Annotated in this window: 15 protein-coding genes; all 15 read left to right on the top strand. The window is 46.5% G+C overall.

The window, feature by feature from the left end; genetic code table 11:
• The first annotated feature begins 22 nt into the window (after window positions 1–22).
• The 15 genes from IUA53_RS14835 (at window position 23) to IUA53_RS14765 (ending at window position 13,080) form a co-directional block, all read left to right on the top strand.
• Complete coding sequence (locus tag IUA53_RS14835) at window positions 23–595, top strand: hypothetical protein (protein WP_196897319.1); 573 nt, start codon at window positions 23–25, stop codon at window positions 593–595.
• 37 nt (window positions 596–632) lie between these two features.
• Complete coding sequence (locus tag IUA53_RS14830; RefSeq protein WP_196897318.1) at window positions 633–938, top strand: hypothetical protein; 306 nt, start codon at window positions 633–635, stop codon at window positions 936–938.
• Complete coding sequence (locus IUA53_RS14825) at window positions 916–2,265, top strand: flagellar hook-length control protein FliK (RefSeq protein WP_196897317.1); 1,350 nt, start codon at window positions 916–918, stop codon at window positions 2,263–2,265. The genes IUA53_RS14830 and IUA53_RS14825 overlap by 23 nt, the downstream gene beginning before the upstream one ends.
• 124 nt (window positions 2,266–2,389) lie before the next feature.
• Entirely contained in the window at window positions 2,390–2,929 is a 540-nt protein-coding gene (fliL, locus tag IUA53_RS14820) for a flagellar basal body-associated protein FliL (RefSeq protein ID WP_044056348.1), read from the top strand.
• Between the two features lie 13 nt (window positions 2,930–2,942).
• A complete protein-coding gene (fliM, locus tag IUA53_RS14815) occupies window positions 2,943–4,001 on the top strand; it encodes a flagellar motor switch protein FliM (protein WP_044446492.1) in 1,059 nt (352 codons plus the stop codon).
• Between the two features lie 17 nt (window positions 4,002–4,018).
• On the top strand, window positions 4,019–4,420 hold the full coding sequence (gene fliN, locus IUA53_RS14810; RefSeq protein WP_044056350.1) for a flagellar motor switch protein FliN: 402 nt from the start codon (window positions 4,019–4,021) through the stop codon (window positions 4,418–4,420).
• A 28-nt stretch (window positions 4,421–4,448) separates the two neighbouring features.
• Entirely contained in the window at window positions 4,449–4,868 is a 420-nt protein-coding gene (fliO, locus tag IUA53_RS14805; RefSeq protein ID WP_044056351.1) for a flagellar biosynthetic protein FliO, read from the top strand.
• Window positions 4,861–5,619 carry a flagellar type III secretion system pore protein FliP gene (gene fliP / locus IUA53_RS14800; RefSeq protein WP_044056352.1) on the top strand — a complete coding sequence of 253 codons (759 nt, stop codon included), beginning with the start codon at window positions 4,861–4,863 and terminating at the stop codon, window positions 5,617–5,619. Before fliO ends, fliP begins: the two co-directional genes overlap by 8 nt.
• A gap of 8 nt (window positions 5,620–5,627) precedes the next feature.
• Window positions 5,628–5,897, top strand: a complete 270-nt coding sequence (gene fliQ, locus IUA53_RS14795; protein ID WP_013785095.1) for a flagellar biosynthesis protein FliQ — start codon at window positions 5,628–5,630, stop codon at window positions 5,895–5,897.
• Window position 5,898: 1 nt separating this feature from the next.
• A complete protein-coding gene (gene fliR, locus IUA53_RS14790; protein WP_044056353.1) occupies window positions 5,899–6,678 on the top strand; it encodes a flagellar biosynthetic protein FliR in 780 nt (259 codons plus the stop codon).
• A 50-nt stretch (window positions 6,679–6,728) separates the two neighbouring features.
• On the top strand, window positions 6,729–7,853 hold the full coding sequence (flhB, locus tag IUA53_RS14785) for a flagellar biosynthesis protein FlhB (protein WP_196897316.1): 1,125 nt from the start codon (window positions 6,729–6,731) through the stop codon (window positions 7,851–7,853).
• A 97-nt stretch (window positions 7,854–7,950) separates the two neighbouring features.
• Window positions 7,951–10,050, top strand: a complete 2,100-nt coding sequence (flhA, locus tag IUA53_RS14780) for a flagellar biosynthesis protein FlhA (RefSeq protein ID WP_196897315.1) — start codon at window positions 7,951–7,953, stop codon at window positions 10,048–10,050.
• Window positions 10,051–10,079: 29 nt separating this feature from the next.
• Entirely contained in the window at window positions 10,080–11,489 is a 1,410-nt protein-coding gene (gene flhF / locus IUA53_RS14775; RefSeq protein WP_196897314.1) for a flagellar biosynthesis protein FlhF, read from the top strand.
• Complete coding sequence (locus IUA53_RS14770; RefSeq protein ID WP_044056357.1) at window positions 11,486–12,352, top strand: MinD/ParA family ATP-binding protein; 867 nt, start codon at window positions 11,486–11,488, stop codon at window positions 12,350–12,352. The genes flhF and IUA53_RS14770 overlap by 4 nt, the downstream gene beginning before the upstream one ends.
• Window positions 12,349–13,080, top strand: a complete 732-nt coding sequence (locus tag IUA53_RS14765) for an RNA polymerase sigma factor FliA (protein WP_044056358.1) — start codon at window positions 12,349–12,351, stop codon at window positions 13,078–13,080. Before IUA53_RS14770 ends, IUA53_RS14765 begins: the two co-directional genes overlap by 4 nt.
• Window positions 13,081–13,097 lie beyond the last annotated feature (17 nt).

Genomic DNA, 13,097 nt, shown 5'->3' with positions numbered 1-13,097 from the left:
GCCAGCGTAGGATGTAAATATTATGATGCAACAAGTTGCCGCACAAAATACAGACTCTGCCGCTTTACCTTTTGCCACTAGTAAACCGGCAAAAGCCGTAGAGGCAGGTATTAGCGCTGAGTCGCGCTCGCAAAATAACCAGGCGTTCCAACAAGCTTTCGATGATGCTCGCCTCAAACGAGAAGACTTGGCACAGGAAAAAAAGCTAGCGCGAAGAGACAGCCTTGAGCAAGAACAAAACCTTGAGCGAGAAGAGAGCCTTCAGCGAAAAGAAAGCCTTCAGCGAGAAGAAAACCTTCAGCGAAAAGAAAATCGCGAGCTTCAAGCATCAACGAAAAACAGTGCAGAAAACGCCAGTAAATCAAGTGCGAAACCCGAGCAAGACAAAGCTGCTAGTCATCAAGTTTCCGACGACGAAGCAAAAGGCGCTCTACAAGCAGCACTCGATGAACAAGACAACCTAGCGCAAAGCGAAAAGAGTGATGCTGCAAACCAGCCGCTTATTGACAGAACAGATGAGAGCTCTTTAATAGGCGAATTAGACAATAGCGATGTGACTCAAGACGCTAGCGAAGACTTCACTTCTTTCGGGTGAAAGCGAACTCTCACCCGAAAAACCTACACCCGATGCATTGAAAGAACGGCTTCATGCACTATTAAATGGTGAAAAGCAGGAAGACACTTTCATTCGCGCAGACTTACCTGTTAAAAGTCACCACGTCACTGATGACGAGGTGAATACCGAAAACGAGAATGCAACCCGCTGGATTGACTACGTAGACGCAGTATTAGCGGCTAAAGGCGAAGGTAAATCGGAAAACACAGAAACAGGCGAAACTAACCCCCAGGTTGCTACTTTCGACGAGCTCCTTAACGAAGAAAGCGCGATGGCAGATAAACGCCTATCTCGCAGAAATGCTAGAGGCCTTGAACGCTGAAGCCTCCGCCTCGATGGCCGACGGCGATAAGCCTCATCATTTAGGGGAAGAGGTGCTATCGATTACTCAGCAATTAATGGGTGAATTAGCGCAAGACAACGATGAGGTTTCCGATGAGGCGCTTGCCACTTTAAAAGCTTTAACCGCGGTCATTCAAGACACGTCTAGTGAAAATGCCACGTCGAATACGGAACTGGACGCCTTACTTGCTCAGTTTTCCAGCGTATCAACGGATTTGAATGGCGACCCCGCTTTAACCGATGCCGAAACCCTCGCGCTGGCGTCGTTGTCTGAAGACGAAGTGTTAGTCCTTAGTTTGATGAAAGATGCCTTAGCCCAACTTCAACAGACCGATGGCGTAAAAATACCAGAATCGGCAACGGCGGATCCTAAGGCAATGGGGTCTGAGAACGAAGTGCTAACGCCAAATTTAGCGGAGTTAGAAGGAACGTGGGCCGATGAACTAACAAATATGCTCGCAAGCATGTCACCAGAAAGTGCGCAGAAAGCCACGGAAGCTATTGCGCAACGCATGGCAGCCAGTGTACCTTCCGCCACTCAAGCGCAACAAGAAGCGATTAAAACCAGTATTGCAGCTGGTATTAATGAGTACCAACAACAAATCGCTCAGGGCAGAGAGCCAGGTATCGACTTGCAATCAATTATAGATGGTGCCGCTAACGAAGCGGGGCTCTCCAGTGCTCAAATGCAGCAGCTAAACGCACAAACAGAGGCGCAAGTTGGGCAGTTTATGCAACTGGTTAATCAAACCCAAGGCGCAGCGCATCAAGCTTTACAAAGCCAAATGATGAATGTTGACACCCAGTTGGTGGAAAATGGTCAGCTTAAAAGTGAAGCGTCAAAACAACAGCAACAATTTGAAGGGTTTGATAAGGCCGTAAACATTCACAAGCCGGAAGGGCAGCAGCAACTTAACGAAAAAATTCGTTGGATGGTTAATGCCAGAAATACCATGGCCGAAATTCGTCTTGATCCCCCAGAACTCGGTAGTATGCAAGTAAGGGTGAATGTTAGCGGAGACGCGGCAAGCGTAAGTTTTGTGGTTCAATCTCAGCAGGCAAAAGACGCGCTTGCTGATGCCATGCCACGATTAAAAGAAATGTTAGCAGAGCAAGGGCTTGAGTTGGGCGATGCCGAGGTGCGAAAAGATAATTCGTCGCAATCTGGAGAGTCTGGCCAGCAACTTGCAGGTTCAGGCAATGGTCAGCAAAATGGCGATGAAATGTCGGATGGCGCAGATGACACTCACGTGGTGGAGCAAGCGGTGACCCGGCAAGCGAAAGGTGGAATTGATTACTATGCTTAGTGTTTATAACCCGCTAATTAACGGGGAAATGCATTAAGTCCGAGAAATATACTACGAATTGGCATTGCCATTTTCGGGTGAAACTTGATAATACAAAGCCTCTTGCATTTATGACGGATTAGACATGGCTGAAGAAGAACTACAAATAGAAGAAGGTGGCAAAAAGAAAGGCAAAATGATGTTAATCATTATTGTTGCAGTTGTGCTACTTGGTGGTGGAGCGGCGGCGTACTTTCTTCTATTTTCAGGCAGTGATGAACCTGCTGCGGAGCAATTAGCTGAAGCCGATGCCCAAGCCGCACAAGCGGCTGGCGAAGCAGCGCCTTCAACGAAGGCTGAAGTGGGCACGGCATTGTATGTTGCTATGCCTCGTCCTTTCGTGTTTAACGTGCCTGGCTCAGGTCGAGATAGGTTGGTGCAAATTAAAGTGCAGCTATTAGTGCGTGGTAGCGACAACGAAGAGTTGGCAAAAACCCATATACCACTCATTGAGGGCACCTTGTTGCAAGTGTTTAGTTCGGCTAATGCAGACGACCTTGTGACGGAAGCGGGTAAAATTGAACTGCGTGAACAAGCTGTTAATGAGGTACAGAAAGTCCTCAAAGATATTGCAGGGCATGACGTTGTAGAACGTGTCTTGTTTACTGGCTTTGTCATGCAATAACAGGTAGAAGACGGTGAGTGATTTATTATCTCAAGATGAAATCGATGCCCTATTACATGGGGTAGATGATGTAGAGGAAGATGAGGTAGGCGGTACAGACGACGACGCCTCTACCCTCGAATATGACTTCTCCTCACAGGATAGGATTGTCCGTGGGCGAATGCCTACGCTTGAGATTGTAAATGAGCGCTTTGCCCGGCATATGCGGGTGAGCTTGTTTAACATGATGCGCCGCTCCGCAGAAGTGTCGATTAACGGCATTCAAATGATAAAGTTTGGTGAGTATATACATACCTTGTTTGTACCCACCAGTTTAAACATGGTGCGTTTCCGCCCCCTGAAAGGGACCGGGCTTATCACCATGGAAGCCCGTTTAGTTTTCATTTTGGTTGATAACTTTTTTGGCGGGGATGGACGCTATCACGCCAAAATTGAGGGGCGAGAATTCACCCCTACAGAGCGCCGTATTATTCAGATGCTGCTTAAAATTATCTTTGAAGATTACAAAGAAGCATGGGCGCCCGTTATGGATGTGTCGTTTGAATATCTCGACTCTGAAGTTAACCCTGCCATGGCAAATATTGTCAGCCCCACGGAAGTCGTGGTGATTAGCTCATTTCATATTGAGTTAGACGGCGGCGGGGGCGACTTTCATGTCTCTTTGCCTTACTCCATGCTAGAGCCCATTCGAGAGCTTCTAGATGCAGGGGTACAAAGCGACAAAGAAGATACCGATTTACGTTGGAGCAAAGCGCTTCGCGATGAAATTATGGACGTAAAAGTTGCACTTACCACACACATGCTAGATGTGGATGTGCCGTTACGGGATATTATGGAATTTAAACCGGGGGATATCATTCCGGTGGAAATGCCAGAAACCATTACCGTGTTAATTGAAGACCTTCCTACTTTTAGAGCAAAGCTTGGGCGTTCACGTGACAGCTTGGCGTTGAAAATAGTGGAAAAAATTGCGCGGCCGACTTCTGTGAAGTCTGAATTACAGTTATTAACCCGCGGCGGGCGTATTATCGATAATGACGCTGAGCTGCAAGTACTCGAAGAAGACCTTTAAGGTAAGGGGAGAGTCCCATGAGTGAAGATGGTATGGACGATTGGGCTGCCGCTATGGCGGAGCAGGCTGAGTCTGAGGACGCAGAGCAGGAAAATGATGATGTTCAAGTTGCTGAACTTGACGAACTCACTGATGATGCACCCATAACTCAGGAAGAAAAAAAGAAACTCGATACGATACTGGATATTCCGGTTACCATATCGATGGAAGTCGGTCGTAGTCAAATAAGTATCCGAAATCTGCTACAGTTGAATCAGGGCTCTGTGGTGGAACTGGATCGTGTTGCCGGTGAACCATTAGATGTATTGGTAAATGGCACGTTGATTGCTCATGGTGAAGTAGTAGTGGTCAACGATAAATTCGGTATTCGATTAACGGATGTTATTAGTCAAATTGAGAGAATTAAGAAGCTCAGATAAAACTTCTTTTACATTAAGGGGTTGCGCTTTGCTGCCCCTTGTTTTTATTCAGTCAGTGGGTGCGCAAGAAACCCAATCAATCACAAATCCTACCTCGGTACTGTCAATTTTCCTCTCTTTATTAGTGGTTGTGGCGATGATATTCGCACTCGCTTACGTGGCGCGACGGTTTAATGTCGCCAGCATAGGTAACCAACATGTGAAGGTAGTGGCCAGTATGGTGGCGGGTGCGCGAGAAAAAATAATGGTGATTGAAGTAGGCGATGAGCAGCACCTGATTGGGGTGACGAGTCATACGATTACGCATTTAAGTAAACTCGACACGCCGATACCTGCCAAAGACAATATAAAAGCAGATGGCGCCGCGCGATTTAAACAAAAACTCATTGCAGCAATGGCAGGAAAAATAAATCCTGAGATTAAAAAAGGAGATAACAGGGATGCGTAGGTTATTTGCTTTATGCTTCGCGTTAGTAGGTTTAGTGGCATGGAGTGAGCCCGCTTTTGCTCAGCAGGGGATATCCGCGGTAAAAGTGGTGACAAACGCGGATGGGTCTCAAGACTACACAATGACCCTACAGGCATTATTCATCATGACGGCGCTGAGTTTAATTCCAGCCTTTATCATGATGATGACGTCGTTCACCCGCATTATTGTTGTGCTGTCTATATTGCGTCAAGCCATTGGGCTTCAACAGTCACCTTCTAACCAAATACTTATCGGGGTGAGCCTTTTTTTGTCCATGTTTATTATGGCGCCGGTATTTGAGCAAGTGAATGAAAGGGCCTTGCAGCCCTATCTCAACGAAGAACTCACTAGCCTAGATGCTCTTGAACAGGCCAAGGGCCCCATGCGCGCATTTATGCTTTCGCAGACTCGGGTGAAAGATTTGGAGACCTTCGTACGCATTGCTGGGGATGAAGGTAAATATGCCGATACCAATGAAGTCCCTATGACGATTCTGATCCCCGCATTCGTAACCAGTGAACTGAAAACTGCCTTTCAAATTGGCTTTATGTTGTTCATTCCCTTTTTGATCATCGATTTAGTCGTGGCGTCAATTCTTATGGCAATGGGGATGATGATGCTATCACCTATGATCGTTTCTTTACCATTTAAGCTTATGTTGTTCGTATTGGTCGACGGCTGGAACCTAATATTCGGAACCCTTGCCACGAGTTTTGGTATGGGTGTTTAGGAGGGCTTATGTCTCCCGAGGTGTTTGTAGAGATTCTCAGAGAAGCCATGTTCATGGTAATCGTACTGGTATCGGCGGTCATTGTGCCTAGCTTAATAGTGGGGTTAGTCGTGGCGGTATTCCAAGCTGCGACTTCAATCAACGAGCAAACCATGAGCTTCCTGCCGCGTTTGTTGGTCACCCTTTTAGCATTGAGCTGGGGTGGTAACTGGCTCGTACAGAAGTTGATGGATTTTACCTTTCATATGGTAGAAATGATCCCTCAGGTTGTTGGCTAATATGGTTTTTGAGCTGTCTACCATAAACCAGTTTTTAGCGGACATGTTAATGCCCTTTATGCGCATTAGCGGGCTATTTGCCGCTATGATTGGTTTCAGTGGTAAGTCAATCCCTACGCCAGTGAAAGCTCTTTTGTCTATCATGCTCACGCTGATTATCATGCCCGTTGTTCCTCCTTCGCCAATCACCCAATTGGTGGATGTGGGCACTTTTGTGCTGGGTATTCAGCAATTAGTGATTGGATTAGCCATTGGCTTTGTTTCCATGATGGTACTGAATACATTTGTATTGGCTGGGCAGGTTATTGCGATGCAAACCGGTTTGGGGTTTGCATCAATTGTTGACCCGGTAAACGGCATTAACGTGCCGGCGGTGGGCCAGTTTTACTTGATTTTAGCCACCTTGTTGTTTTGGACCTTAGATGGCCATCTTTCTATGATTCAAATGATAGTGATGAGCTTTCATGCGTTTCCAGTGGGCGAGGCATGGTGGTCGGCAGAACAATTCCAATCTATCGCGCATTGGGGCGGGTGGATGTTTGTGTCAGCGCTCACCCTGTCGCTGGCGCCTATTGTATCGTTACTTATTGTGAACCTTGCTTTCGGTGTGATGACCAAAGCAGCCCCTCAGCTGAACATTTTCAGCATTGGCTTTTCAATTGCGCAAGTGATGGGCTTATTCATCATTTGGATTACCCTGGACAATTTCACTGCCCATTTTGAAACGCAATGGTACCGTGCCGAACAGTTTATGTGTCAGCTATTGCGAATATGCCCCTAGTTGAGGGAAGTAGCATGATTAATAAAGTAGAACAGTAGAGCTTATAGAGAATGGCAGATTCAAGCGAAAAAACAGAAGACCCCACGGGGAAAAAGCTCGAGAAAGCGCGACAGAAAGGCCAAGTGGCTCGCTCTCGCGAGCTTTCAACCACGCTTGTTCTCATTGTCAGTGCATTCATGTTCATCTTTATGGGCGGTTGGATTGCGGAAAGTTTGTTTGCGCTGACGAAACGCATGTTTGTGTTATCACGAGACGAAACATACGACACCACTCACATGTTTGCTGCGTGGGGCGAAGCCTTTACGTCCATCTCATCACCGGTGTTGCTTTATATGATAGTGGCAATGATTGCAGGCATTTATGGTTCTATCGCTCTGGGGGGCTACAACTTTACCTGGGAAGGGACCAAGCCTAAAGGTTCTAAAATGAACCCCTTAAGTGGCTTTAAGCGCATGTTTGGTACCAATGGCCTGGTTGAATTGCTGAAATCTATTGCGAAGGTGGTGGTGGTGATAGGCATGGCAATAGGTGCACTTCTTTATTTTCAAGATGAGGCACTTCATTTAGATATGGAGCTTTACCCCAGAAACATTTTTCAAGCGCTTGATATGTTGCAATGGGCGTTTCTAATCCTAGCCTGCGCCATGATCCCTATCGCCATTATTGATGTGCCGTACCAGATGTATAAGCACAACGAAGAAATGAAAATGACCAAGCAGGAAGTGAAGGACGAGCACAAAAATGCGGAAGGTAACCCAATGGTGAAAAACCGCATTCGTCGTCTTCAATATCAGGCGGCAACAAGGCGGATGATGCAAGAAGTGCCTAATGCCGACGTTGTGGTCACCAACCCCACACATTATTCTGTGGCTATCAAGTATGATGAAAGTGGTTCAAGAGCCCCCGTAGTGGTGGCTAAAGGAGCGGATGAACTGGCTATGCATATCAGAAAAATTGCAACGGCCAACGATGTTCCTTTGATACCCAGCCCCATACTGACTCGCGCTATTTATTACTCCACAGAAGTGGATGATGAAGTGCCCAACGGTTTATTTATGGCGGTGGCGCAAGTGCTTGCCCATGTTTACCAGCTAAAAGCCCATCGTTCGGGCAAAGGCAAGCGACCAAAACCCCTCAATCGAGACTTACCGATTCCGCCAGAATTACGCCGATAAATGGCTAAAACCTGTGCAACAAAGATGGCACGGTAGTTGAAGTAGCTCTATTAGAAAGCAATTAAGCGTCAATTTTCTGATAGAGAGACACCACGAAATGCAGTTATCCGGTTATCTTCAGCGATTCGATAAAAATCAGCTGCAGCAATTTACCAGCGGTTTGGGCGCCCCCATTGTATTACTCGCTATCATGGGCATGGTTATTCTTCCCATGCCACCGTTTCTTCTTGACGTCTTATTTAGCTTCAATATTGCCCTTTCACTCGTCATTATCTTGGTGGCTGTACTTACCCAGAAGCCAGTAGATTTCGGCATTTTCCCTTTGGTCTTGCTTATCGCCACAGTATTGCGCTTGGCACTAAATGTAGCGTCCACGCGGGTGGTGTTGCTATATGGTCATGAAGGTGGCGATGCGGCAGGGAAGGTAATTGAAGCGTTTGGCGCTGTGGTGATTGGCGGAAATTATGCAGTGGGTGTCGTGGTCTTCGCGATTCTTCTTATCATTAACTTTAAAGTGGTGACAGCAGGGGCTGGCCGTATATCTGAAGTTAGTGCTCGCTTTACGTTAGACGCAATGCCAGGTAAGCAGATGGCAATAGATGCTGATCTAAATGCTGGGTACATCGATCAAGATCAAGCAAGACAAAGGCGAGAGGAAATTACCGCTGAAGCCGACTTCTACGGTTCAATGGATGGTGCATCAAAATTCGTAAAAGGGGATGCGGTAGCCGGCCTCTTTATCATGCTTATTAATATTGTTGGTGGCTTATTTATTGGCATGATTCAACATGGTTTAAGTTTTGGAACGGCTATTGAGGTTTACACCATCCTTACTATTGGTGACGGATTAGTGGCGCAAATTCCGTCTTTATTACTGTCTGTCGCCACTGCCATTATCGTTACCCGTGAAAATGAAACCCAAGAAATGGGTAAAGAAATCCGCAGCCAGCTAGGTAACAATCAAGCGCTATATATTGCGGCGGGCGTATTGTTCGTGATGGGGATTATTCCTGGTATGCCGCATATCGCGTTTTTAGGCTTTGCCGCCATTATAGCGGGCTTCGCCTATTGGCAAGGTGTTGTGGCGAAACGAAAAGCTGAAGAACCCAAAGTGCCAGCCAACTCGAATACCGAGCAAACCGTAGCGCCTGAGGTGAAGGAACTGGGGTGGGATGATGTTCAACAGGTCGACACCATTGGTTTAGAGGTCGGCTATCGATTAATTCCTTTGGTTGATAAATCTCAAGGTGGTGAGTTACTTACCCGGATTAAAGGGGTTCGTAAAAAGTTATCTCAAGAACTGGGCTTTCTTATTCCGCCTGTGCACATTAGAGATAATCTAGACCTTGAGCCGAATACCTACACTATTGCTATGCTTGGCGTAAATATTGGCGATGCGCAAATTAGCCATGATGAAGAGCTCGCTATTAACCCAGGTCAAGTATTTGGCAAACTCGACGGTCGGGCAACGAAAGACCCTGCGTTTGGGCTTGATGCGGTTTGGATTAAACCTACTAAGCGAGAGCATGCACAAACATTAGGATATACCGTGGTTGACGCAGCCACGGTAGTCGCCACACATTTAAGCCAATTGCTGACCAACAATGCCTATCAATTATTAGGGCATGAAGAGGCGCAACAGCTACTGGATATGCTCGCTAAACAGCACCCTAAATTGGTTGAAGGGCTGGTGCCGGAGGTATTGCCATTAAGCACGGTAGTTAAAATTCTTCAGACCTTGTTGTTTGAAGGCGTGCCCATCCGCGATATGCGTACCATAGTGCAAACCCTCAGTGAGTATGGCCCTAGAAGCCAAGACCCAGACGTGTTGGTGTCTGCGGTGCGTATCGCGCTTAAGCGTTTAATTGTTCAAGAGATAACGCAAGGGGCGAAAGAGATACCTGTCATAACCTTGGCGCCAGAGTTGGAACAGATGTTGCACCAGTCTCTACAAGCGGGTGGTGAAGATGGCGCTGGAATTGAACCAGGACTAGCCGATAAGTTGCAGAAATCGTTGCAACAAGCTAGTCAGCAACAAGAGCTTGAGGGTGAGCCAGCAGTATTACTCACGTCAGGCATGTTGCGTCCAGTACTGTCTCGCTTCTTAAAATATTCGGTTGCAGGCCTACATGTACTTTCGTATCAAGAAGTGCCTGACGATAAACAGATAAAAATAGTCAGTTCGGTAGGTCAATAATCTGACGCTGGGTGATTGGAGAGGGTGCAATGAAAATCAGACGTTTTTTTGGCAAAGATATGCGTGAAGCATTACGTCAGGTTAAGGCTGAGTTAGGCAGCGATGCTGTTATCATGTCTAACCGTAAAGTCGCCGATGGCATTGAGCTGGTTGCAGCCTATGACAAAGAGCCTGAAGCGAAACTGTCTGTGTCTAAACCAGCGCAAAAGGCGGCATCCACACCCCAGCAACAGCCAATGCCTAGTTTAAGCGAAATCATTGGAGATGATGGTCCAGATAGCCTTAAAGCCTTATTGGAAAAGCAGCATGGTGGAAAAAACCAGCCTGCGACTAAAGCCAGTGCTTACAAGGATGAGGCACGGCCAGTCGGCGGAAATCCACAACACGCTAACGATATAGCCTCTCACCTTGATTTTTCTGAAGCCTTTATTGATGAAGTTGAATCTACGCCAGCCGCTGATTCTTTTCCCTCCCATCAAGCGGCAAGCATTGACGACAGCAACACGCAATCTAGCGGTGAACTGGCTCAAATTAAAGAAGAGTTGGCATCGCTGCGCAATGTGTTGCAGCACCAAGTGGCCGACTTGATGGAAGCCAAGCAGCGCCGTCAGCAGCCTGTTCATCATTATTTAATACAGCGTCTTACTGATATGGGGCTAAGTCATTCTTTAGCTTCACAATTGATTAGTTATACACCAGCTCACTATAATGAACGTGATGCTTGGGTGTATCTTCTAAACCTATTGGCTAATCGCATTAATGTCACAGGTAACGATATACTTACCCAACAAGGTGCGGTTGCGTTAGTTGGGCCAACCGGTACAGGTAAGACAACCACCGTTGCTAAACTTGCTGCTCGCTATGCGCAAAAGTACGGCGCAGATTCAGTAGCAATGATTACAATAGACACCTATCGTATTGCCGCCTTCGAGCAGTTGGCGACATACGGAAAGATTATTGGTTGTACCGTGAGAAAAGCACAAAGTAGCGAAGAATTAGCGGATTTGCTTTTCCAATTACGCCACAAGCGACTAGTCTTAATTGACACCGCCGGTTTTAGTCAGCGAGATAGCCGATTAATTAAGCAAATTCAGCAATTTGAAAACGGTCAAATGCAGCCGGTGAAAAAATACTTAGTGGCGCAAGCGAATACGCAATACCCTGCTTTACAGCGTATTATTGAAGCGTACGATGGCATTGAGTTAAATGGGTGTATCTTCACGAAGCTAGATGAGTGCTACTCTTTAGGGGAAGTGCTTAGTGCTGCGGTAGAGTATCAGCTTCCAGTAAGCTATGTTACCGATGGACAGAAAGTACCAGAAGATATTAAGGTTGCTGAAGCAAAATCTTTAGTATCTGCTGCGGCAAAGCTTTATAAAAAGTATGGTTTGAATCATACTAGTAGCAATAATGTGATCAGAACAGCACGAGCAGTATGATTGACGATCAAGCGAGTAGCTTACGAAAAATGAAGCAATCACGGTTAATCAAGGTTATCGCAGTCACCGGTGGTAAAGGTGGCGTCGGTAAAACAAATATAACGCTTAACACCGCTATTGCGATGGCAAAGCAAGGAAAGCGTGTCATGGTATTGGATGCAGACTTAGGTTTGGCCAATGTTGATGTCATGCTTGGGCTTAGGGTAGAAAAGAACTTATCCCATGTGCTGTCTGGCGAATGCACCTTAGATGAGGTGTTAGTCACTGGACCACACGGCATAAAGATTGCGCCAGCCACTTCAGGTACGCAGTCTATGGCTGAGTTGTCTCCTACTGAACATGCCGGGTTAATCCGCGCGTTCAGTGAGTTACGCTCGCAAATTGATGTGCTTATTGTCGATACCGCCGCCGGTATTTCAGATATGGTGCTCAGCTTTTCAAAAGCCTCACAAGACATCATGGTGGTAGTTTGTGATGAACCAACATCACTGACCGACGCTTACGCGCTGATAAAAATACTCAACAGAGAGCACGGTGTGTTTCGCTTTAAAATTGTGGCAAACATGGTGCGTGACGTGCGCGAAGGGCAAGAGTTATTTAGTAAGTTATCAAAAGTAACCGGGCGCTTTCTTGATGTTGCCTTAGAATTAGTGGCGACAGTTCCCTTTGATGAGAACATCCGTAAAGCGGTGAGAAAGCAAACTTCTATTGTAGATGCGTACCCAAGCTCGCCCGCAGCGGTAGCGATTGGTCAGTTGGCGAATAAAGCATTGTCATGGCCTATTCCCGCGCAACCAGGTGGCCATTTAGAGTTCTTTATAGAGCAGTTGGTGTCGGATAAAGCAGTAGGAAATCAGCGTTGAATAGCAAGGCAGCCGCTTATCAACAACAAACAGATAGGTCGCAACTCGTAGAGCGTCACGCTCCACTAGTAAAACGAATAGCCCATCACTTGATGGCCCGGCTCCCTGCCAGCGTGTTGGTAGATGATCTTATCCAGTCGGGAATGATTGGCTTATTAGAAGCAGCACGAAATTTCGATGGCTCGAAAGGCGCAAGTTTTGAGACATTTGCCGGTATTCGTATTCGCGGCGCCATGCTAGATGAAATACGCAAGGGTGATTGGACACCACGTTCGGTACATAAAAATGGTCGTGCCATCACCGAGGCCATTTCATTAGTCGAAAGTGAAACAGGCAGAGACGCGCGGGATGTAGATATTGCTGCTAAGCTAAATGTCAGCATGCAAGACTATCATCAAATGCTGAATGAAGTGAATGCAGGCAAGTTGGTAGGCATTGAGGATTTAGGTGTTTCGGAAGATGTGATTTCTACCGAGCAAAATCGTGGTTCCGACGCGCCCCTAGAGGATTTGATGCAAGGTGCGTTTCAAAAAGCGTTAGCGCATGCGATTACTACCTTGCCAGAGCGAGAAGCGATAGTGCTGTCTTTATACTATGATGAAGAACTGAACCTCAGAGAAATAGGTGAAGTTCTTGATGTGAGTGAGTCAAGAGTCAGTCAAATTCACAGTCAGGCCATGTTAAAACTCAAATCACGAATGAAGTCGTGGCAAGCTGACGAAGAATAGATATTAATAACAATTAA

The organism is Alteromonas sp. B31-7 (assembly GCF_015767655.1).
Lineage (GTDB): Bacteria > Pseudomonadota > Gammaproteobacteria > Enterobacterales > Alteromonadaceae > Alteromonas > Alteromonas australica.
The sequence above is the reverse complement of the archived record's forward strand: the minus strand, read 5'-3'. Positions and strand labels throughout refer to the sequence as shown.